The sequence below is a fragment of the Polaribacter atrinae genome (genome assembly GCF_038023995.1).
Taxonomy (GTDB): domain Bacteria; phylum Bacteroidota; class Bacteroidia; order Flavobacteriales; family Flavobacteriaceae; genus Polaribacter; species Polaribacter atrinae.
This window is the reverse complement of record NZ_CP150660.1, coordinates 3,121,919-3,143,463: the sequence shown is the minus strand read 5'-3', so window position 1 is coordinate 3,143,463 and position 21,545 is coordinate 3,121,919. Positions and strand designations below refer to the sequence as shown.

Genomic DNA, 21,545 nt, shown 5'->3' with positions numbered 1-21,545 from the left:
TGATTATGCAATATATATACTTTCCGTTGCTCATATTCAAATTACCGCTTATCATATTATCAAATTTAAAAGTAGTTTACTCACTTACATTTACATCATCATACAAAAAATAATAAATTATGATTATAATTGTAAAAGCAGCAATAGAAATAGTTGAAAAAACAGTTGAATTCGTTTTTCAAATATTCTTGTGATAAAATAATTTTAAATTTTTAAACTGTAAATCAGAAAACCAACATACCTATTACATGAATTTATCTTTAAAAAGATTTTATATACTATTCAATCTCCTTGGATGGTTGCTTTTATTTACAGCTACTTTAGCTGGCCCAAAATTATTTCTTTCAGACAATGTGTTAGCTTCTGAACGTGTTTTGTACTATTGGTTAGAAACTGTTACATGTGCGGTACTTGCTTTTGTATTTACGTTTTTAATCTCTTTTTATATTGATAAAAAAATAAACTTTAATAACTATTGGAAAAAAATCACATGGAAAATTTTAATAATTTTCTTGATTGTACAAGCTTTATATTCTTTGTTTATTTGGCCAATGTTAGACATTGTTAAACAATGCACTAATTATGATACAGATTCAGAAATGACCTTTGAAGGTAAAATATATAATGTTTTTTATTTTTCTACCTTATTTGTAATCTGGCTTTTTGTTTTTTTAACCATCAAAATTTATCATCAATTAAAAACAGTCCAAATTAAACAACTACAATTAAAAGCCACTCTAAAAGAGTATCAATTAAATACATTAAAAGGACAAATCAACACCCGCATTTTATGTTTAACAGCCTAAATAATATACGTGGATTGATGTTAGAAGATGTTCATAAAGCAAGGAATATGCTCACTAGTTTATCTGAAACTTTACGTTATTCTCTTACAAAAAGCGCCTTAAATTCAATTTCTCTAGAAGACGAATTAGAAATGGTAGAAAATTATATAGAAATTTCTAAAATTCAATTTGAAAATCGTTTGCATTTCGAAACTCATATTGATCCGGATTCTTTAAACAAACAAATTCCACCAATGATGATTCAAATGTTGGTTAAAAACGCGCTTAAACATGGAATTTCGAATCTAAAACAAGGAGGTTCAGTAATTTTATCAACTTCTATAGAAAATAATCAATTGCAAATAAAATTAACAAATTCTGGAACACTACAAAAAAACGTAAAAGGAACTCAATTAGGTATCAAAAACATTAAAAACAGACTTAAATTACAGTATGGTGAAGCTGCTAATTTTAAATTAGCAGAAATAGAAAACCATGTAATTGCAACTATTAAAATTCCACTAGTATGATGAAATTAAAAGCAGTTATTGTTGAAGATTCTCGTTTAGCTCGTAATGAATTAAAAGAATTAATTAAAGCTCATAAAGAAATTGAAATATTAGGAGAAGCAGAAAATGTAGATGATGCCTTTGTTTTGATAAATAACACAAAACCAGACTTATTATTTTTAGATATTAACATGCCCGAAAAAGATGGATTCGAGCTTTTGGAAATGTTAGATGAAGTTCCTATCACAATTTTCACCACTGCTTTTGACGAATATGCTATTAAGTCTTTTGAATACAATGCTTTTGACTATTTATTAAAACCAATTAATCAAAAACGTTTTTCTAAGAGTATTGAGAAGGTAATTGAAAGTATGAACAACAACGAAACATCCATCATTAAAAATGAAAATGCGTTAAGTTTAGACAAACAAATTTTTATTAAAGACGGTGAAAATTGTTGGTTGGTAAAATTAAAAGATATTTCGTTATTTGAAATTGTAGGCAATTACACGCGTGTCTTCTTTGATCAGAAAAAACCATTAATTTATAAATATCTAGCACAAGTAGAAGAAAAACTACCAACAGAAGTCTTTTTTAGAGCCAACAGACAACAAATCATCAACATTAATCATGTTAAAAAAGTAGTCTCTTGGTTTAACGGAAAGTTAAAAATAGAAATGAATTCTGGGGAAGAAATAGAAATTTCTAGAAGACAATCTTATTTATTTAAAGAGCAACTAAGTTTTTAATTCAGGTATTTTAAAAATAAAAAAAAGTTTTTCATCCTTTCATAAAAGGATGAAAAACTTTAATATCTTTTTTTGTAAAAACTATAAAGCTTCTTTTCTTCTTACTTTAATTTTCATCGCTCCTTCAATAGGCTTGTCAGAAACTAAAATTAAATACCCTGCACCTCCAGCTCCTGCTAGTTTCCAGGCAAGTGCTTTTTCTTTATATTTTTCAATTTCTTTAAGAATCTTGTCATCAACCATTGCAGGAAACATTTTTACTTGTGCATCAAATGACTTCAAAAAAGCTTCAGAAAATGTCTCTAAATCTTTATTTTGAATCGCTTCCCAAACTTCTTCAGAAGCATCTGCTAAAGATTTTACATTCTCTTCTGTAATATATGTTTCTCCTAACAAATCTAAACCTTGTTCTCTAGGCCATAAAAGAACCATCTGAATATGGTCTTCTAACCAACCCAATACAGATTCGTCATGTACAGATTCAAATTTTGTTGGCCAATAACCATCACTATAATAATGTCTAACAAGACCTGGCATACAAATACCTATTGCATCTTGAGCACCAGAAACCATAGTAGAACCAGGTGTATTTTCAAACTTAAAAAGTATTTCAGCTAATTTTTGTGGCTTCTCTAACGGTAAATAATGAGGCCATATTTTTTTTGCAGCATTTCTAGTAGAAGTAGACATTCCGCAACGTTCATTATACTCAATAATTGGTTCTAAAGAAAGTGTAATTGCCCAACCTGGATGGTATTTAGAAACATAAGGTTGATCTATCCAAGTACCTCCAAGATCTATTCTATATGGTAAACTACAATTGCCTCCCGTTCTTAAAGAAGTAGTAGATCTTTCAGGAAGACCTGCATCCGGAATTCTTTTCAAGTTTTTTAACTCGATATTTAACTCATTACACAATTCTTCTTTTGCAGGAGAAAAACCATCTTCATTTACAATAAAATAATCTGGTTTTAACGCTTCTAAATCTTCTTTAAAATCTAACATTCCTGAACCAGAATTCACAAAAGCATTTTTTACATATTTAATGGCGTTAATCATATAAATTCTTTCTTGTTCAGAATTTATAGTATGACGCCCTTTTAACTCAGACACAGTAGCATCAGAACCAATACCTACATATAAATCTCCATATGTAGAAGCTTCTTTAAAAAATGCAATATGCCCACTATGTAACATATCAAAACAACCTGATACAAATACTTTTTTCTTCATCAATTTTAAATATTTTTTGTAATTCACTCTATTTGAACAGTAAAAATACTGCATTTATTTTAAAACATAAGTTTCATGAAGTATTTTAGGTGAATTTCTTCTTTTTTAGATACGTTATACTTTCTTTTATTAAAAAAATAGAAATAAAACACGCTTCTCTTGTTGTAACCGCCTATTATTTATAACAAACTAATTTTCAGTAAAATTAGAAAAAATATTACCTGTATTAAAATTATCTTTATGTTTTTATGTTACTTTTTATAATTTTATGTGTCTAATAAATAGCAACATTAAACATATAATTATGAAAAAAATACAATTCTTATTCACTATAATATTCATTTTTTTAGTAACTATTTCTTATGCACAAGACGTAGTATATAAAGACAAAACTTATACTATCAAAAAGAAATCAATTTATTTAGATAAGGTAGACGTTACTCAAACCTTAAAACCAGAAATGGTCAATGAAATTTTTGCTATTCATACTATAAATGAAGAAAAAATAAAAGCGGCCAAAAAAGCCGAAAAAGAAAAAAAGGCAGCTGAAAAGAAAGTAAAAAAAGCTGAAAAGGCTTTAAAAAGCAAAGTAAAAGCTCAGAAAAAATTAAGCAAAGCAAACGATAAATTAAAAAGTGGTATTAAAAAATACAATAAACTTAAAAAGAATGGTGATTTATCTCCTAACGATAACAAAAAGTGGTTAAGTAAAATAGAAAAGCTAAAAAAGAATGTAACAAAAGCTGAAAAGAATTTTAAAAAATCATAAACTTTGGCAGTATCTCATAAACTGTGTAAGTTTTAAAATCTCAGGTTAAATATTAATCTGAGATTTTTTTATTCATTAATTTTAACTTTTACACACTTATGAAACCAGAAGATTTATTAAACGAAGACTTTTTAAAACAATTCAAGAATGCACCAGAGCTAACATCCTTTTTAGAACAGTTGCACAAACGTGGTATTGAGAAGTTACTAGAAGGGGAACTAGATGCCCATTTAGACTACGATAAGCACAAAAAAAGTAAAGCAGCCAACCTTCGAAATGGTTACACTAAAAAGAAATTAAAATCCGTTTTAGGAGAAACAGAGATTCAAGTTCCTCGAGACCGTGATAGTTCTTTTAATCCTTTAATTGTAAAGAAAAGAGAAAGTACAACAGAAGGCATCGAAAATATTATTATATCGCTTTATGCCAAAGGCATGAGTAACAGTGATATTGAAGAACAAATACGTGAGCTGTACGATTTTAATATTTCTACATCCACTATTTCAAGGATTACAGATAAGATTACAGAAGATGTTATTGCTTGGCGGAACAGGCCTTTGGAGGCCACTTACCTAATTGTTTGGATGGATGGCATCGTATTTAAAGTTAGGGAAAACTCTAAAGTCATAAACAAGACTATTTATATTGCAGTAGGCCTGAGAACAGATGGCAAAAAGGAAGTCCTAGGATTATGGTTAGGTAAAAATGAATCTTCAGCCTTTTGGATGAGTGTTTTAACCGATATTAAAGCTCGAGGAACTCAAGATATACTTATCACAGCTACCGATAATTTAAATGGATTTACGGATACTATTAAAACTATTTTTCCGAAATCAACGACTCAAATTTGTGTTGTGCATCAAATAAGAAATTCGTGTCGTTACGTGGTCTGGAAGGACAAAAAGGAATTTACTCGTGACATGAAGCAAATCTATACTGCTCCTACAAAAGAAGCTGCCAAAGCTGCTTTAAATGACTTCAAAACTAAATGGGATTCTAAATATTCTTACGCCATTAAAAGTTGGGAAAATAATTGGGATGAGCTTACAGTATTCTTTGATTTTCCTATTGAAATAAGAACCATAATCTACACCACAAATCTTATAGAAAACCTAAATGGAAAGATACGGAAATACACAAAAAACAAACTCTCGTTTCCAACCGATGAAGCAGTTATGAAATCCGTGTTTTTAGCTTTGAGAGAAAGCACTAAAAAATGGACCATGCCAATCAGAAATTGGGGAGTGATACTAAATCAATTTTTAGCTATATTTGAAAACAGGATTAAGTTATAAATAACCTAACCCTGAAATTTTGAACTTACACACTTTTTAGGATAGTGTCTAAACTTTTATAGTTATGCTTTAGTGATCACAAAAAAAGGTCTGGTTTTAATTAAACCAGACCTTTTTTTATGTATCAATTTGTAAAAACCTAAAGAATTACCTTCTTCTTTTAGGCGCTCTACTTACTTTTTTCTTTCTCTTATTAAAAGGAACAGGCACTGCATCATCAAAAGTATTCTTTACCTCTTTTGCATTTTTGTTCTTTTTCCAAGAATTATTTTCAGGCAATAATTTCTGTAATAAATCTTGTCTTCCAACTTTATTCAAAGTGTTTTTAATCCAATCTTTATTCTCTTTCTTATACCAAAAGAAAAATTTATGTTGGTCTTCACGCTCCTTTTTAGTCTTAGGTGTTTTGGTTGGTTTTAAAGTATAAGGATGATATCCTGAATAATAAATAACTGTTGCAACCGTCATAGGGGTTGGTGTAAAACCTTGCACTTGTTCTAACTGAAAGCCCATATCTTTGGTTTCTGCAGCTAAATTTGCCATATCTTCTACCTCACTTGCTGGGTGACTAGAAATAAAATACGGAATCAATTGTAAGTTCAATTTCTTCTTAATATTTATTTTATCGAAACGCTCTTTAAACATATGAAAATATTTAAAAGAAGGCTTACGCATCAACTTTAAAACAGGATCAGATGTATGTTCTGGTGCAACTTTTAATCGTCCAGAAACGTGCTTTGTCATTACCTCTTCGGTATACGCATCTAATTCCTTTGGATCTGCGTTTTTATTGAATTCCGGCACCAACATATCATGTCTAATTCCACTTCCAATAAAAGATTTTTTAATCTTCGGATGTTTATCAACTGCTTGGTATAGTTCCGTTAAAGGTTTATGAGACGTATCTAAATTAGAACAAATTACAGGCGATATACAACTAGGTGCCACACACTTGTCGCAAATAGACTGTACCTTTCCTTTCATCTGATACATGTTGGCAGAAGGCCCACCAATATCAGATAAATACCCTTTAAAGTCTGGCATATTTGCCACTTTATCAATTTCTCTTAAAACAGACTCCTGACTTCTACTTGCTATAAACTTTCCTTGATGCGCAGAAATTGTACAAAAACTACAACCTCCAAAACATCCTCTGTGAATGTTGATAGAAAATTTTATCATTTCAAACGCAGGTATTGGTCCACGTTTGTTATATTTTGGATGTGGTAAACGTGTAAAAGGCAAATCGAAAGAACCATCAATTTCCTTTTCTGTCATGGTAGGAAACGGCGGATTAATTACCAACGTATTCTCTCCTACTCTTTGTAAAACTCTACGTGCTTTTAACTTATTAGACTCTTGCTCTATCACTTTAAAATTAGAAGCAAACGTTTTTTTATCCTTTAAACAAGCCTCATGAGAGTTAATAGTAACATCATCCCAATCATTTACAACAGGTAATTTCTCTTTCTTTTCATTAACGTAAACAGCTGTTTGTTTAATGTTTTTTAAACTAGAAAACGGAACCCCTTTTTGCAATAACTCTACAATTTCTCGTAAAGGTTGCTCTCCCATTCCGTACACCAACATATCTGCTTTAGACGTCTCTAAAATACCTGGTAATAATTTATCAGACCAATAATCATAATGTGTTACACGTCTCAAAGAAGCTTCAATCCCTCCAATTAAAACAGGAATATCCGGAAATTTTTCCTTTAAAATCTTAGAATACACAGACGTTGCATAATCGGGTCTAAACCCCTTATCTCCATTTGGTGTATAGGCATCTTTATCTCTACGCTTTTTACTTGCCGTATAATTAGAAACCATCGGATCCATACAACCACCAGTAACCCCAAAAAACAAACGAGGTTTTCCTAGTTTTTCAAAATCTTGTAAATTATCGTTTACACTTGGTTGCGGCACAATAGCCACACGCAAGCCATAACTTTCTAAAATACGACCGATTACTGCAGGTCCAAATGATGGATGATCTACATAAGCGTCTCCGCTAAATAAAATAACGTCTAATTCTTCCCAACCACGAATTTTAACTTCTTTGTTTGTAGTTGGTAACCAGTCGGTTAATTGATGTCTTTTTGGTTCTTGCATAGTTTGCAAAAATACAAGAATTTTAATAGAAAAAACACTTATTTTAAGAATGTCTTTTTTTAGATTATTTTGAAGCTATTTCCTGCTTTCACTACTCGCTTTACGCCCAAAAGCGTAAGAGCTCAAACATACCGTTCAATCAGGGCTAAGGTTTTTTATGAACTATTCGCCTTATCAAAAGTTAGTTTCACTAAGAATGTTATTCCGAAATGAGGAACGATTGAGGAATCTAATCTTCTACCTGTTAAATTAGAATCATAAACTAGTAACAACAATTCTAGAGCAAATTACTCCACAATTAAATGCGAAATCTCATCTACATTCCAATCAATAACCAAACCACTAGCTAAAGATTTTGCCACTTCTTTTCCGTATAAAAACTCACATAAATACAACGCAGCTTCAAAAGATTTTGCACCACCAGCAGAAGTTATATATTTTCCATCGTGTACAAACAACACTTCTTTTCTAATATCTAAACCCGGAAACGTTGCTCTCATTTTATCAATATCCGAAGGAAAAGTGGTAGAAACTTTATCATTTAACAAACCTGCTTTTGCCAATACAAAAGCACCATCGCAATGAGAAGTAATATAAGTAGCATCCTTATCAACTCTTTTTACAAAATTAATCATCGCTGTATCCTCTAAATCTGTATCTAAATGATGTTCTGCAGAAGGCACAACTAAAATATCTATTTTTGGTAACGAATCTTTTAGATAATTAAAATCTGGCAGAATTCTCATTCCTTCGAAAGTAGTAATTGGTTTGTCTGTATTTGCAACGGTAAAAACATTCATCGCCTTTATATTTTCTCTAAAAATAGTATGCTGAAAAATATCAAAAGGAGCTGTTAATTCTGTATTAAAAGTACCATCCATAATTAAAAAAGCAACATTATACCTGTCTTTCTCTAACTTAGTAAACGTTTTGGTTTTGGTTATAACTTTTTCAATCCCCTTTCTACTATTTTTTTCTTGACAATTAAATAAAACCATCATTACAACAAACACACCTACGATCCTCATATAACACCTTTTTTAATGAACGATAAAAATATCTAAAATCATTTAAATACGGACACAAATCTGTAATTAGTTGAATTACATTGATATATTTTATAAAAAAATCGTTATTTTTGGTTGACCAGATTGGTAGACCAATTTGAAAAACAAAAATAATATGCTAAAAAATTAAAAAAAAACGAAATGATTAACTATCACACATTACACAAAGTAGTACTTGTTTTTATAATTGTAGTTACATGTAATTACAATACATTTTCTCAAACCACTTATAACATAGATGACCCTGAATCTTTAAGAGATGTTATATATGAACCTGGAGATGTCATTATTTTAAAAAATGGTGTTTACGACACAGATGAACGCATGCGGTTCTTAGGATCTGGTACAGCAGAAAACCCTATTACCTTTAGAGCAGAAACTCCAGGTGGAGTTGTGTTTACAGGAGGACCAAGATTAACAATTGGTGGTGAAACAGATGATTCTGGAGCAGTAATAGCAACGGGAGAATATTTAATAGTTGATGGTTTTCATTGGAAAGGTGGTTATGGAGCTAGTAATTTTATTGAATTTAGAAATGGTAATAATTATGCACACCATAGTACCATTCAGAATTGTGCAATTGATGGATTAGGAATTGACCCAGATGATTTAGCAGAAGATTTAGCAGACGGACAAATTACAAAACACAGGTGGATTGTGTTATATGGTACTTACAACACCGTTATTAACTGTTCTTTTATGAATAAAGTGAGTGCCGGAGCAATCGTTTTAGGTGAATATGCATACAACGCATTTCCTGAGGGAGATGATGGAATAAACAATAGTTGTGCAGAAGTTGGGCATAGAGTAATGAATAATTATTTTTACAATTTTGCAAAAATAGAAGATTTATACGGCACCAAAGCAGACGGTTCTCCTTTATCTAATGCAGGCGATAGTGAGACCATACGTATGGGTACAAGTTCATACCAGATGGTAAACAGTAACGCAACAATTAGCAATAATTATTTTGTTCAGTCTGATGGTGAAAATGAAATTATAACAAATAAAAGTAAAGGAAATACATATACCAATAACACCTTTAGAAGATGTAGAGGTTCTTTAGTACTTCGACATGGTTCTTACGCAACTGTAGAAGGTAATTACTTTTTAGGTGAAGATGTAGACGGAACAGGAGGAATTAGAATTACCGATAGTAATCATAAAATTACAAATAACTACATTCAAGATTGTATTACAGTTATCGACCAAGCAAAATGGAATAATGGTATCACTTTTATAGGTGGATCTGCAAATGTGATGTAGATTGTACTTCTGACGATGTTTCTAACGGATATCAAAAAACAGAAAATATTACGGTTGCTAATAACTCTATTGTAAACACAAATGCACCTTTATTTTATAACGAAGATAAAGGGTCAACAGATCCTACAGGAAATGTTTCTAATAATTTAATTTATTTTGCAAATGCAGATTCTAATTTAACAGACGTTATTTCTGGAGATAGCGAAACTGCTTATGCAAATATGGGAACAGCATTAACCTACCAAGGAAATGTTTTTACTGGAGCTGCATTAGGTGCAACAAATACAGGTTTCTCTGAAGAAACAGGAATTACAGCTACTGCTGATGGTGAAATTTTTACTTTTTCAGGAACTGGATCTGAAAACAAAGGTGCAGATATGGGAACTTACACACCAACAACAGATGCGATGGTAGGTTACGGAATTGGAGCTTGTTTTATAGATAATTTAGGAGCTAGTATTGCTGATGGAGATTGTACCATTCAAGTAAGCGAGTCTTTAACGGTTAGTAGTTTATCAACAGTTACAGCAGAAGCGGCTAGCTACCCTGTTTCTGTTTCAGCAAATGTAAGTTGGACGGCTATTTCTAATGATGCTTGGATAACCATTGATACAAATTCTGGTACTGGTGATGCAACAATTGCTGTTACAGTAACAAAAAATACAGAGGCAACTAACAGAACAGGTACAATAACTTTTACACAAGATGCAGGAGGTGATGATATTGTAAGAACTTTAACCATAACACAAAGTGGCGCAGATTTAACAGATTTATACGACCTTATTAATACAGGAACCGGTTTAACTACAGATAAAGTTACTGTACATTCTTTTTCAAAAGAAAATTCATCAAAATCTGAGTTTGCTACAAATTCTTTGGATAAAGATTCTGATACAGAATGGACAGCAGATGATGGATCAACTTTACCAGAATTCTATAGAGGAGACGGTGAGTATATTATTTATAATTTAGGAGACACTTATAGCCTTGCCTTAATTCAGTTTAGCACTACCAATAAATCAGACTCTTTTGGTTTTCAAATATTAGTTTCTACAACTGGTACTGAAGATAAAGACTTCACAAAGGTATTGCCTACTACTGAAGATTTATTATTAACAGCAACCAACACTACAGATTTTAATCAATATCCAATTAATGTAGATGCTACTTATGTAAAAGTAATTGGTTACGGACGTTTTAATAGTGATGGTGATAAAAGAGAAAGTGCTTGGAGCGCCATTAAAGAAATAGAGTTTTACAAAACCTCTACCCTATCTTTAAACAATCCTTCTTTGGATACTAAAATTACAGTATATCCCAATCCTGTAAGTAGTATTTTAAATGTAAAAGCTGACAAACAAAATGTAAGTTTAGTTCAACTTTATAATGCTAATGGAAGAAAAGTTTTAGAATCTAAAAATGATCAACAAAAATCAGCTATAAATATTGATGTTTCTAAATTAGCAAAAGGAACTTATTTTGTAGTTATTTCTGACGATAATAATGCTAAAACATCAAAAACAATTATTATTAAGTAATATTTTAGGGCTACAAAAAGGTTGAAAAAAAATCAGTGTTATGATGATTTTGGTTACAATTATGTAATTTAACATCAAAATAATTAAAGTTAATGTTCAGTTTTGTAATTTTACTAGCTAAAATCAGCAAAACTAACCATGAAGAAACATTTTTTTAAAATCCTTTTTGTAGCTTTTTCCTTTACTTTTTTAATCAGTTGTAATACAAAAGCAACAGAAGAGAAAAAAGACAATAAAAACACATTTGTTGCAGACAACTACACAAAAAAAGAAGTAGATATCACAATGAGAGATGGTGTAAAACTACACACAACCATCTATACTCCAAAAGACAATTCTAAAACATATCCTATCTTAATGCAAAGAACTCCTTATAGTTCTGCGCCTTATGGAGAAGGAAAAATGAAAACCAAAATTGCTCCTAATATTCATTTAATGAAAGAATTGAATATTGTAGTTTATCAAGATGTTCGTGGACGTTGGATGAGTGAAGGCATCTATGATAATATGCGTGCTTATATTCCTAATAAAGCAGCAAAACAATCTGATGAAGTTTCTGACACCTATGACACCATAGATTGGTTGGTAAAAAATGTAGAAAATAATAACGGAAATGTAGGTACTTGGGGTATTTCGTATCCTGGGCATTATGCAACCGTTTCTACAATTGATGCACACCCTGCTTTAAAAGCAGCTTCTCCACAAGCCTCAATTGGAGACTTTTTCTTTGATGACTTTCACCATAATGGTGCTTTTATGTTAAGTTATTTTAGAGCAATTTCTTTATTTGGTACTTACAAAGACACACCAACAGATTCAGCTTGGTATTCGTTTCCTAAAATGGATTCTCAAGATCAGTATCAATTTTTCTTAGATAAAGGACCTTTAAAAAACCTAAACGAATATTTTCAGTATGAAAAGTTAGATGCAAAAATTGCAGATAATAAAAATAAAATTGATGATTTTTTCTGGAAAGAAATTGTAGAACATCCTAATTATGATTCTGTTTGGCAAAGTAAAGGCATCATTCAGCATTTAAACAAGGTTCCATCTACTGTTGCAACAATGGTCGTTGCCGGAGAATTTGATGCAGAAGATTTGTACGGTCCTTTAGAAACTTATAAAGGTATTGAGAAACATGGTAAGAATAATTACAACACCTTAGTTTTTGGTCCTTGGGATCATGGAAAATGGGCTAGAAACACCGTTAAAAACTATGTTGGAAACTATTATTTTGGAGATTCTATTTCTTTAAAATTTCAGTCTGATGTAGAAACAAAATTCTTTAATCATTTCTTAAAAGGAAATGGCGATAAAAACTCTGGATTGCCAGAAGCCTATGTTTTTGATACCGGCAGAAAAGAATGGAAATCTTATGACGCATGGCCACCTAAAAATGTGGTGAAAGAAGATTGGTTTTTATCTGAAAATCAAGCATTAAGTTCAGAAAAAAAATCAACAGAAAAAATAAGTTTCATTAGTGATATTAAAAAACCTGTACCGTATTCAGAAGATATTAAAACAGTTTTTACGCCAAGAAAATACATGACAGACGATCAACGTTTTGCGTCAAGAAGACCGGATGTATTGGTTTTTGAAACAGATATTTTAACAGAAGACTTTACGTTAGCAGGAGATATTTTAGCGAAACTAAAAGTAGCAACTACAGGTTCTGCTGCAGATTGGATTGTTAAAGTAATTGATGTTCTTCCTTCTGAAACAGAAGAGAAAAATGAAAATCTTCAAGATCACTTAAAAATGAGTAATTATCATTTAATGGTTAGAAGTGAAGTTTTACGTGGACGTTTTAGAAATAGTTTTGAGCATCCAGAACCTTTTATTCCAAATAAGAAAACAGACGTAAATATAAAGCTACAAGATGTTTTTCACACGTTTAAAAAAGGACATAAAGTACAAGTTCAAATACAAAGTACTTGGTTTCCATTAATAGATTTAAATCCGCAAACGTATGTAGACAACATTTACAAAGCGGATGAAAAAGATTTTAAAACCCAAACACATACTGTTTTTACAGATTCTAGTATAGAGTTTTCTGTTTTAAAACAATCAACATAAAAAACATAAAAAAATCCATCAATAAAGTTGATGGATTTTTTATTTACAAAACTTCATTCTTTAGAACCTGTAGTAGATACATTAAAATTAAAACGCCAACAAAAGCAAAAGCTGTAACTAGCATCCAAGTAGTATCAAAACCAAATTTAGCCACCAATTGCATACCAACATTGTGGCTAAAAATATGTGATAAAGAAAATGCAATACTATACAAAGCCATGTATTCTCCTTTATTTCCTTTTTCTGCCCTATCTATAGCAAAAGCATTCGAAAACGGGAAAGCAATCATTTCTCCAATAGACATTAATAAAATTCCGATAATTAAAACACCCACCCAACCTGTTAAATTTAAAATAATAAAACTAAAACCGACCAGAAAAAGGCCTAAGGCAATTAATTTAACTTTAGATTTTTTTAAATCTTCTAACCATTTTATCAAAGGCATTTCTAACAGAAAAATAAATAAACCACTTAAACCCATTAATAATCCTATTTCAAATTCTGATAAAAAACGCTTATCACTATAATACAAAGGTATTGTAGAAAAATATTGCATAAATACAAATCCGAAAATAAACATGGCTATGAAAAAGACCCAAAAAGCTTTATCTTTATATACAGAAATTGGGTTTTCTACTTTTATTTCATCTTGTACTTTTGCTTTCTTAGGATGCAATACTTTTAGTAATAAAAAGGCTGCTAACGCACAAGTAATTCCATCCATCCAAAACAAGCCTGCATAACCAATTCCTGTAATTATTAAACCACCAATTGCAGGTCCTGCAGAAAAACCTAAGTTAATTGCCAAACGAATTAAAGTTACAGAACGTGTTTTATTTTCTGGCTTACTATACGCACTTAAAGCAACAAACATTGCAGGTCTAAAAGCATCTGCAACTAACATTACCGTAAAAATACCCAAACAAAATTGATTAAAAGTTGCTGCGTATTGAAGAAAAACAAACAGAATTCCTGTTCCAAATAAACTCACAAGCATTACTTTGTAATATCCAATTTTATCAGTTAATTTTCCTCCAATCCAAGTTCCTACCACAGAACCTAAACCAAAGAAAGACATAATCCATCCAACATCTGTTAATGAAAAATGAAGACTTTTTGTAAGGTATAAAGACAAAAAAGGAATGACCATAGTTCCAGATCTGTTGATAAATGTAATTAATGAAAGCCACCAAACCTCACTAGAGAGCCCTCTAAAAGTATTGATATAATCGGTATATAGTTTTTTCATGGTTTGGTTAGTTTAGCACTTGAACAATCTTTCGATTGGAATAAAATTGATATTAAAAGTTACAGCGTTTATTAAAACAAAAAAGTCCGACGATGAAGTCGGACTTTTATAATTGTTTGATTTTTATATTACTATTATCAAAACATATAAACATACCGATTTTGTCGCGTTTTACACGATAACTTGGTAAGATATGTAATGACTCTATTCATTTTTTGTTTTATTAATGCATCAAAACTACATAAAATAATTGAATATTGTATTTTTGATAAAAATAATTTTTAAAAATAAAAATTATCAATAAAAACGTATAATACTCTGTTTTAAAATACTTTAAAATGAAAATAAATCTATTTATTATTGCTATTCTTCTTATAATGATTTCTTGTAATTCTCAAGGAAAACGTCCAATAATGGGGAAAACAGTATATCAACAAGAACTTAACGCTAGTTTTAAAGATGCTTCTATATCTCCTTTAAAAAAGAAAGACTTAAGACACTTTAAAGGATTAGATTTCTTTGAAGTAGATTCGTCTTATATTGTAGAAGCTAAATTAATAAAAACAGAAAATGCACCAACATTTGAGATGGCAACCACCACAGAAAGAAAGCCTTTGTACAAAGAATACGGGAAATTACATTTTACTTTGCAAGGAAAAAATTACGAATTAACCATTTACCAAAGTCAGGATGATTTAGATGACGTAAAATATAAAGACTATTTATTTTTACCATTTACAGATGATACTTCTGGAGAAGCATCTTATGGAGGCGGACGTTATATGGATGTAATGACCACAGATATTACGGCAGAAAACACGGTAATATTAAACTTTAACAATACTTACAACCCTTATTGTGCTTATAATGACAAATATTCTTGTCCATTAACACCTAGAAAAAATCATTTAGATTTAGAAATAAAAGCAGGAATTAAGGTTTATAAAAAATAAGTATTTTAAATTCTGTTATTGCCTACTATTAACAAGAGCAGAAATAACAACTTTATTAAAATCCCCAAGGTTTCAACTTGGGGATTTCTTTTTATTTATACCATTTTTTTATTGGTCATATACAAACCATAAGCAGCACTAAAGACTACTTTAAACCCAAAGAAGTTTTTCCATTTTCCGTCAGCAAAATTAGTTTCTATAACTTTCGCAAAGTCAGCAGAAAATAAATCGCTAAAACTAGCCATTAACAAAGAAACTACCGTTACAATTACAAAGAAAGGAATAGCTACTTTAGCAAAATTACTCCAAAACAGCGGTTGTTTTATTTTTTCTAAAAATGTCATTATTTTAATTTTTGATTATTGTGATGACGATCGTGATCACGTTTTGTTTTAATATCTAATTTTTTCTCAAAAGCATCTTGTAAATCGATTCCTGTTTGGTTTGCCAAACATAAAACCACAAATAGTACATCTGCTAATTCCTCTCCTAAATCTTTATTTTTATCAGATTCTTTTTCACTTTGTTCACCATAACGTCTAGCAATAATACGTGCAACCTCACCTACTTCTTCCGTTAATTGCGCCATGTTAGTTAACTCGTTAAAATAACGTACTCCATGAGCTTTAATCCAATCGTCTACTTGTTTTTGTGCGTTTTCTATGTTCATTTTTATATATTAAATGATTGAAAAATTGTAAAACTCAAAGATATTGATTCTAAAATTATTTATTTCTAAATTCGAAAATAAAGACTGATTTAAAGTTTAATTAAAAAAAATAGACAGACTTGTCTATTTTTTGTTTATTTTTATATATTTGCAACGTGAAACATTCTGAAATAAAAAATAAAATCATTGAAACCGCTTCCTTCTTATTCTATAAGAATGGATATAATTCTACGGGAATAAATGAAATTATTTCGGAAGCAGGTATTGCAAAAGCAACACTATACAATCATTTTAAATCTAAAGAAGATATTTGTTTAGCGTATCTACAATTTAAAAACATCAACTTTATACAAGATATTGAAAATTTTACAACTTCTAAACCAAAAGGAAAAAATCAAATTTTAGCTATTTTCGATTTTCTAGAAATGTTTTTTCAAGATAAAGACTTTAATGGTTGTTGGTGTATTAAAACAGTTTCTGAAATACCAAAAGATAATGAGATCATAAGAAATGAAATTCAATCTCAGAAAAATAGTTTTATAGCCCTTATCGTAAAATTAATTACTAATAATTTAGAAAACATTAAAGAAGAGCAAGTTAATTCTCTTGCTAGACAAATATACTTATTATACGAAGGAGCAGTTGGCGAAAGCCATTTACACCAAGAAAACTGGCCTATTACAGAATCAAAAAACTTGTGTTCGCAAATCATAAAATAAAAAAATTTGCACAACAAAAGACAGACTTTTCTGTCTTTTTATTATAAAATATAAATACATAAAACATTAAAGATTTTAAAAACAAAGTAGCATTAGTAATTGGAGGAACAAGTGGTATTGGTAACGCAGCTACAAATGCATTATTAGAAAACGGAACAATAGTACATGTTGTTGGTAGAAATACCGATAAAATTGCAGATGCAACAAATTTAATTAAACACACAGCAGACATTTCTAACACAAAAGATGTAGCTGCATTAATTACAAAAATTACTGCATTAGAAAACTTAGATTTCTTGGTAAATGCATCAGGAATTTTTGGTCCTAAACCTTTTTTAGACCATACAATGGAAGATTATAACTCTTACCAAGATTTAAACAGAGGTTTCTTTTTTATTACACAAAGTGCTGCTAAAAAAATGAAAGAAACAAATGGAGGTTCTATTGTAAACGTAGGTTCTATGTGGGCACAACAAGCAATAAAAGCAACACCTTCTTCTGCGTATTCTATGCAAAAAGCAGGTTTACATTCTTTAACAAAACATTTAGCTATGGAATTAGCAGAAGATAATATTCGTGTAAACGCTGTATCTCCTGCACTAGTAAACACACCTGTTCATCATGGTGTTTTTGGAGGAAAAGAAGCTGCAAATAAAGCATTGGTTGGTTTTAATGACTTTCACCCAATTGGACGTTTTGGAGAATCTATTGATATTGCAAACAGTATTATTTTCTTACTTTCTGATAAAGCTTCTTGGGTTACAGGTGCAATCTGGGATACAGATGGTGGTGTAATGGCTGGTAGAAACTAAGAACAAAAAATAAAAAAACCATAGTACAATCTATTATTGTCTATGGTTTTTTATCCAAAGAATAAAAAAAATGAAGAATCTAATAATTCTAATTACAACGGTTTCACTTTTAATTTCATGTAATAACAAAAAAGACATTGGTGTAGATACTAAAGCGACTACTAATGTTTCAGCAAAAATGACAGCTACAACATATAAATCTATATTAATAAATGAAGTTAGCATAGCCTACAGAGAAGCAGGAAATCCTAAAAACCCTACAATTGTATTATTACACGGCTTTCCTGCATCATCTCATCAATACAGAAAAGTATTAAATAAATTATCTAACGAGTATCATTTAATAGCGCCAGATTATAATGGTTTTGGTAATAGTGATTTTCCTGATTCTAAATCATATGAGTATACTTTCGATAATTTAGCAACCACTATTAATGCTTTTTTAGAAAAGAAAGAAATCAGTTCTTACGCATTAATGATTCAAGATTATGGTGCTCCCGTTGGCTTTAGAATTGCAACTGCACATCCAGAAAGAGTTACAGCAATTATAAACCAAAACGGAAACGCTTATAAAGAAGGTTTAGGAGATGCTTGGGCAGGAATTAAAGCACTATGGAAAAACAGAAATAAGCAAACAGAAGACGCTTTATTACCCGCTTTTTCTTTAGAAGGTTTAAAATGGCAATACACGCATGGAGTTAGAGATATTAAAACTGTAAACCCAGATAATTGGAACTTAGATTACTTAAGGCTTTCTAGACCAAATGCACATAAAGTAAACATAGACTTGTTTTATGATTATCAGAATAATGTAAAATTATATCCTAAATGGCAACAATATTTAAGAGACAAGCAACCGCCATTATTAATTGTTTAGGGTAAAAATGATGCTTTCTTTCCAGAAAGTGGTGCTATCGCTTTTAAAAAAGATGTAAAAAACATTGATTATAACATCTATGATACTGGGCATTTTGCTTTAGAAGAAGATGGAGATGACATCATCAATAAAATAAGTGTTTTTATGAGAAGGAATGTTAAAAATTAACGTCTAATCTAGAGATTATTAAACCTAAAACAAGGCTATCAAAATGAAACAATTATTAATAGTTATACTTTTATCAAGTGCCATTTTTGGATGCAAGTTGTAGGAAAAAGATACTTCTAAAATCAGTAAGAAATCATATTATTTTCCACCAAAAACAACCTATAATTACATTAAGATTGATAGCCTTAAATTATTTTACAGAGAATCTGGAGATAGAAAAAACCCAACCATTGTTTTATTACACGGTTACCCTTCTTCTTCTCATTCGTACAGAAATCTAATACCAATGTTATCTACACAGTATCATGTTATTGCCCCAGATAATTTAGGCTCTGGTTATAGTGATCATTTAGACCCGAAAACCACAAAACATACATTTGATTTACTAGCTTCTTATACTCAAAAGTTAATTAATCAATTAAAAGTTGATGATTATGTAATGTATATGCAAGATTTTGGTGCACCCGTAGGTTATAGAATGATGGCAAATAATCCTAAAAGAATTAAGGCTTTAATTGTACAAAATGCAAATGCCTATTTAGAGGGATTAACACCAAAAAGAATCGATTTTTTTAGAACTGCACAAACGGATATTTCTAAAGAAAAACATGATTTTCTGTACAGTCTTACAGGAAAAGATGCTATAATTAACAAACAATATCTGTTTGATATAGATACTGATAAAACCAATACACAAAGCCCTGATGCTTGGACACATGATTTGGCTTTTTTAAGTTCTAAAAAAGATAGAGAAATTCAGGTACAACTTTTTCAGGATTACAACACCAACTTAATTAGATATCCTAAATGGCAGAAAATGCTGAAAGAAAATCAACCTAAAACACTTATTGTTTGGGGTAAAAAGGATTTAAAATTTAATTATAAAAGTGCCAACGCGTATTTAAAAGACTTACCAAATGCAGAACTTCATTTGCTTGATGCAGGTCATTTTGCCGCTGAAGAAAAAACACAAGAAATAGCAAAATTAATACTAACTTTCTTAGACCAGCATAATATTAAATAATCAATATTATTTTAAAACAAAAAAAGAGATTGAAAACTAAAGTTAGTTTCAATCTCTTTTTTTTATTTATAAATCTTATCGTTTACTTTAAAAACGTAGAAACTTCATCGTAAAATTGTTTCGGGTTTTCTGCATGTAACCAATGACCCGCATTTTTAATTTCTACAATTTTAGAATTCGGAAAATGGGCTTCTATAATTGGTTCTTCATCTTGTGTAATGTAATTAGACTTTTCTCCTTTTAAGAACAAGGTATCTTTTTCAAAAACAGTAAAAGAAGGCAATGCCTCACCAACTTCTGGATTATTATCGGTTAAAGATTCTAAATTGAATCTAAACGCTAATTGCCCTTTTTCTTTCCAATACACATTCTTTAATAAAAACTGACGAACACCTAATTCAGGAATTAACGTTGCTAGTTTTTTATCGACTTTCCCTCTAGCATCTTCTTTAGAAAAATCAATAGAATTTAAACCTGCTAAAATTGCATTATGATGTGGTTGATATTGTCTTGGAGAAATATCAACAACAATTAATTTATCAACTAATTCAGGATATGTAACGGCAAACAACATTGCTGTTTTTCCGCCCATAGAATGTCCAATTATATACACTTTTTCTAATTTATAATGCTGTATATATGCGTATAAATCTTCAACTAAAACCTCATAATTAAATTCATCTTCATGAAAACTACGTCCGTGATTTCTTTGATCAATTAAATGAACTTGATACGTTTCAGAAAACTGATTTCCTAAAGTTTTCCAATTATCAGACATACCAAAATAACCGTGTAAAATTAATAACGGAATTCCTTGGCCTTTTATAGTTGAGTGTAATATCGGATTATTTGACATTTAGATTGTTTAATTTTGTCAGGTCGAGCGCAGTCGAGACCTAAATAAACCTCTCGACTGCGCTCGAGAAGACATTTCTACTAAATTATACTTACTTATTTTAGTCGATGCAAATACATATTTACAACATTCTCTAAACCTAAATATAGACTCTCTGCAATTAGTGCGTGTCCAATAGAAACTTCTGCTAGATTAGGGATATTCTCCTTAAAAAATTTAATATTATCTAAGCTTAAATCGTGCCCAGCATTAATTCCTAATCCTAATTTATGAGCTAAAATAGCAGCTTCTGTATAAGGTTTAATAGCATCAAAATTACCTAATTCAAATTGTGTTGCAAAATCTTCTGTATACAATTCAATTCTATCAGCTCCTGTTTTTGCAGCAGCTTCAATCAACTTTGCATCCGTATCAATAAAAATTGACGTTCTAATTCCGTTTTGTTTAAATTCTTTAATTACCTCTTGTAAAAAGGATTGATGTGTAATCGTATCCCAACCTGCATTAGAGGTAATTGCATCTAACGCATCTGGCACCAAAGTAACTTGTGTTGGCTTAACTTCTAAGACCAAATCCATGAAAGATTTTATAGGATTTCCTTCAATATTATACTCTGTCGTTACAATATTTTTTAAATCTCTAGCATCTTGATAACGGATATGTCTTTCATCTGGTCTTGGGTGAATAGTAATTCCTTGTCCACCAAAACTTTCTATATCTGTTGCAACTTTTAATAAATTTGGCACATTTCCGCCACGAGAATTTCTTAAAGTTGCTATTTTATTAATATTTACACTTAACTTTGTCATTGTCTAAAA

Annotated in this window: 21 protein-coding genes; 13 read left to right on the top strand and 8 right to left on the bottom strand. The window is 30.4% G+C overall.

The features are described 5' to 3' along the window. The first annotated feature begins 248 nt into the window (after positions 1–248). The 3 genes from WG945_RS13690 to WG945_RS13680 are packed head-to-tail and all read left to right on the top strand — an operon-like array spanning position 249 to position 2,043. On the top strand, positions 249–806 hold the full coding sequence (locus WG945_RS13690; protein WP_068451164.1) for a hypothetical protein: 558 nt from the start codon (positions 249–251) through the stop codon (positions 804–806). After that, a complete protein-coding gene (locus WG945_RS13685; RefSeq protein ID WP_082864275.1) occupies positions 791–1,315 on the top strand; it encodes a sensor histidine kinase in 525 nt (174 codons plus the stop codon). The genes WG945_RS13690 and WG945_RS13685 overlap by 16 nt, the downstream gene beginning before the upstream one ends. Beyond that, positions 1,312–2,043 (top strand): LytR/AlgR family response regulator transcription factor, encoded by a 732-nt coding sequence (locus WG945_RS13680; protein WP_068451170.1) that lies wholly within the window; start codon positions 1,312–1,314, stop codon positions 2,041–2,043. The genes WG945_RS13685 and WG945_RS13680 overlap by 4 nt, the downstream gene beginning before the upstream one ends. A gap of 81 nt (positions 2,044–2,124) precedes the next feature. On the opposite strand, the gene WG945_RS13675 is transcribed toward WG945_RS13680, so the two are convergent. Then, complete coding sequence (locus WG945_RS13675; RefSeq protein ID WP_068451188.1) at positions 2,125–3,276, bottom strand: adenylyltransferase/cytidyltransferase family protein; 1,152 nt, start codon at positions 3,274–3,276, stop codon at positions 2,125–2,127. Positions 3,277–3,580: 304 nt separating this feature from the next. Here WG945_RS13675 and WG945_RS13670 point away from each other — a divergent pair, with 304 nt between their 5' ends. Both WG945_RS13670 and WG945_RS13665 read left to right on the top strand, forming a co-directional pair. Further along, positions 3,581–4,045 carry a hypothetical protein gene (locus tag WG945_RS13670; RefSeq protein ID WP_068451172.1) on the top strand — a complete coding sequence of 155 codons (465 nt, stop codon included), beginning with the start codon at positions 3,581–3,583 and terminating at the stop codon, positions 4,043–4,045. A gap of 98 nt (positions 4,046–4,143) precedes the next feature. Beyond that, a complete protein-coding gene (locus tag WG945_RS13665) occupies positions 4,144–5,340 on the top strand; it encodes an IS256 family transposase (RefSeq protein ID WP_038527458.1) in 1,197 nt (398 codons plus the stop codon). A 147-nt stretch (positions 5,341–5,487) separates the two neighbouring features. On the opposite strand, the gene WG945_RS13660 is transcribed toward WG945_RS13665, so the two are convergent. Both WG945_RS13660 and WG945_RS13655 read right to left on the bottom strand, forming a co-directional pair. Beyond that, positions 5,488–7,452, bottom strand: coding sequence for a YgiQ family radical SAM protein (locus tag WG945_RS13660; RefSeq protein WP_068450388.1), 1,965 nt, complete (start codon positions 7,450–7,452; stop codon positions 5,488–5,490). Between the two features lie 287 nt (positions 7,453–7,739). Beyond that, positions 7,740–8,480, bottom strand: a complete 741-nt coding sequence (locus WG945_RS13655; RefSeq protein WP_068450386.1) for a DJ-1/PfpI family protein — start codon at positions 8,478–8,480, stop codon at positions 7,740–7,742. Between the two features lie 180 nt (positions 8,481–8,660). On the opposite strand from WG945_RS13655, the gene WG945_RS13650 reads away from it, so the two are divergent. From WG945_RS13650 to WG945_RS13640, 3 genes are all read left to right on the top strand, one after another. Then, positions 8,661–9,785, top strand: a complete 1,125-nt coding sequence (locus WG945_RS13650) for a polysaccharide lyase 6 family protein (protein ID WP_231874663.1) — start codon at positions 8,661–8,663, stop codon at positions 9,783–9,785. Positions 9,786–10,006: 221 nt separating this feature from the next. Then, on the top strand, positions 10,007–11,323 hold the full coding sequence (locus WG945_RS13645; protein ID WP_231874662.1) for a T9SS type A sorting domain-containing protein: 1,317 nt from the start codon (positions 10,007–10,009) through the stop codon (positions 11,321–11,323). A gap of 138 nt (positions 11,324–11,461) precedes the next feature. Further along, positions 11,462–13,399: a CocE/NonD family hydrolase gene (locus WG945_RS13640; RefSeq protein WP_068450384.1), complete on the top strand. Its 1,938-nt coding sequence runs from the start codon at positions 11,462–11,464 to the stop codon at positions 13,397–13,399. Positions 13,400–13,442: 43 nt separating this feature from the next. Here WG945_RS13640 and WG945_RS13635 read toward each other — a convergent pair whose 3' ends face one another. Beyond that, complete coding sequence (locus WG945_RS13635; RefSeq protein ID WP_068450383.1) at positions 13,443–14,648, bottom strand: MFS transporter; 1,206 nt, start codon at positions 14,646–14,648, stop codon at positions 13,443–13,445. A gap of 338 nt (positions 14,649–14,986) precedes the next feature. Between WG945_RS13635 and WG945_RS13630 the strand changes: the two genes are divergently transcribed. Next, positions 14,987–15,601, top strand: a complete 615-nt coding sequence (locus WG945_RS13630) for a DUF1684 domain-containing protein (protein WP_068450381.1) — start codon at positions 14,987–14,989, stop codon at positions 15,599–15,601. Between the two features lie 95 nt (positions 15,602–15,696). Here the strand turns inward: WG945_RS13630 and WG945_RS13625 are convergent, their stop codons facing one another. Together WG945_RS13625 and WG945_RS13620 are read right to left on the bottom strand one after the other, a co-directional pair. Next, positions 15,697–15,945: a hypothetical protein gene (locus tag WG945_RS13625; RefSeq protein ID WP_068450379.1), complete on the bottom strand. Its 249-nt coding sequence runs from the start codon at positions 15,943–15,945 to the stop codon at positions 15,697–15,699. Next, entirely contained in the window at positions 15,945–16,271 is a 327-nt protein-coding gene (locus tag WG945_RS13620; protein ID WP_068450377.1) for a nucleotide pyrophosphohydrolase, read from the bottom strand. Before WG945_RS13620 ends, WG945_RS13625 begins: the two co-directional genes overlap by 1 nt. 155 nt (positions 16,272–16,426) lie before the next feature. Here WG945_RS13620 and WG945_RS13615 point away from each other — a divergent pair, with 155 nt between their 5' ends. The 4 genes from WG945_RS13615 to WG945_RS13600 all read left to right on the top strand — a co-directional run bounded on the left by WG945_RS13615 (position 16,427) and on the right by WG945_RS13600 (position 19,871). After that, positions 16,427–16,990: a TetR/AcrR family transcriptional regulator gene (locus WG945_RS13615; RefSeq protein WP_068450376.1), complete on the top strand. Its 564-nt coding sequence runs from the start codon at positions 16,427–16,429 to the stop codon at positions 16,988–16,990. Positions 16,991–17,055: 65 nt separating this feature from the next. Then, positions 17,056–17,802 carry an SDR family NAD(P)-dependent oxidoreductase gene (locus WG945_RS13610; protein WP_068450374.1) on the top strand — a complete coding sequence of 249 codons (747 nt, stop codon included), beginning with the start codon at positions 17,056–17,058 and terminating at the stop codon, positions 17,800–17,802. Positions 17,803–17,872: 70 nt separating this feature from the next. Then, positions 17,873–18,679 carry an alpha/beta fold hydrolase gene (locus tag WG945_RS13605; protein WP_231874661.1) on the top strand — a complete coding sequence of 269 codons (807 nt, stop codon included), beginning with the start codon at positions 17,873–17,875 and terminating at the stop codon, positions 18,677–18,679. A 289-nt stretch (positions 18,680–18,968) separates the two neighbouring features. Further along, the gene (locus WG945_RS13600; protein WP_157603663.1) at positions 18,969–19,871 is read left to right on the top strand and encodes an alpha/beta fold hydrolase; all 903 of its coding nucleotides are present in this window, start codon (positions 18,969–18,971) and stop codon (positions 19,869–19,871) included. Positions 19,872–19,953: 82 nt separating this feature from the next. Here the strand turns inward: WG945_RS13600 and WG945_RS13595 are convergent, their stop codons facing one another. Further along, positions 19,954–20,727 carry an alpha/beta fold hydrolase gene (locus WG945_RS13595; protein WP_068450372.1) on the bottom strand — a complete coding sequence of 258 codons (774 nt, stop codon included), beginning with the start codon at positions 20,725–20,727 and terminating at the stop codon, positions 19,954–19,956. 95 nt (positions 20,728–20,822) lie between these two features. Beyond that, entirely contained in the window at positions 20,823–21,536 is a 714-nt protein-coding gene (locus tag WG945_RS13590) for a pyridoxine 5'-phosphate synthase (protein WP_068450371.1), read from the bottom strand. Between the last annotated feature and the right edge of the window lie 9 nt (positions 21,537–21,545).

Bases quoted from the DNA above. Each gene is read 5' to 3' on its own strand.
- WG945_RS13690 (WP_068451164.1), top strand. From the start codon at position 249: ATGAATTTATCTTTAAAAAGATTTTATATACTATTCAATCTCCTTGGA.
- WG945_RS13685 (WP_082864275.1), top strand. From the start codon at position 791: ATGTTTAACAGCCTAAATAATATACGTGGATTGATGTTAGAAGATGTT.
- WG945_RS13680 (WP_068451170.1), top strand. From the start codon at position 1,312: ATGATGAAATTAAAAGCAGTTATTGTTGAAGATTCTCGTTTAGCTCGT.
- WG945_RS13675 (WP_068451188.1), bottom strand. From the start codon at position 3,276: ATGAAGAAAAAAGTATTTGTATCAGGTTGTTTTGATATGTTACATAGT.
- WG945_RS13670 (WP_068451172.1), top strand. From the start codon at position 3,581: ATGAAAAAAATACAATTCTTATTCACTATAATATTCATTTTTTTAGTA.
- WG945_RS13665 (WP_038527458.1), top strand. From the start codon at position 4,144: ATGAAACCAGAAGATTTATTAAACGAAGACTTTTTAAAACAATTCAAG.
- WG945_RS13660 (WP_068450388.1), bottom strand. From the start codon at position 7,452: ATGCAAGAACCAAAAAGACATCAATTAACCGACTGGTTACCAACTACA.
- WG945_RS13655 (WP_068450386.1), bottom strand. From the start codon at position 8,480: ATGAGGATCGTAGGTGTGTTTGTTGTAATGATGGTTTTATTTAATTGT.
- WG945_RS13650 (WP_231874663.1), top strand. From the start codon at position 8,661: ATGATTAACTATCACACATTACACAAAGTAGTACTTGTTTTTATAATT.
- WG945_RS13645 (WP_231874662.1), top strand. From the start codon at position 10,007: ATGGGAACAGCATTAACCTACCAAGGAAATGTTTTTACTGGAGCTGCA.
- WG945_RS13640 (WP_068450384.1), top strand. From the start codon at position 11,462: ATGAAGAAACATTTTTTTAAAATCCTTTTTGTAGCTTTTTCCTTTACT.
- WG945_RS13635 (WP_068450383.1), bottom strand. From the start codon at position 14,648: ATGAAAAAACTATATACCGATTATATCAATACTTTTAGAGGGCTCTCT.
- WG945_RS13630 (WP_068450381.1), top strand. From the start codon at position 14,987: ATGAAAATAAATCTATTTATTATTGCTATTCTTCTTATAATGATTTCT.
- WG945_RS13625 (WP_068450379.1), bottom strand. From the start codon at position 15,945: ATGACATTTTTAGAAAAAATAAAACAACCGCTGTTTTGGAGTAATTTT.
- WG945_RS13620 (WP_068450377.1), bottom strand. From the start codon at position 16,271: ATGAACATAGAAAACGCACAAAAACAAGTAGACGATTGGATTAAAGCT.
- WG945_RS13605 (WP_231874661.1), top strand. From the start codon at position 17,873: ATGAAGAATCTAATAATTCTAATTACAACGGTTTCACTTTTAATTTCA.
- WG945_RS13595 (WP_068450372.1), bottom strand. From the start codon at position 20,727: ATGTCAAATAATCCGATATTACACTCAACTATAAAAGGCCAAGGAATT.
- WG945_RS13590 (WP_068450371.1), bottom strand. From the start codon at position 21,536: ATGACAAAGTTAAGTGTAAATATTAATAAAATAGCAACTTTAAGAAAT.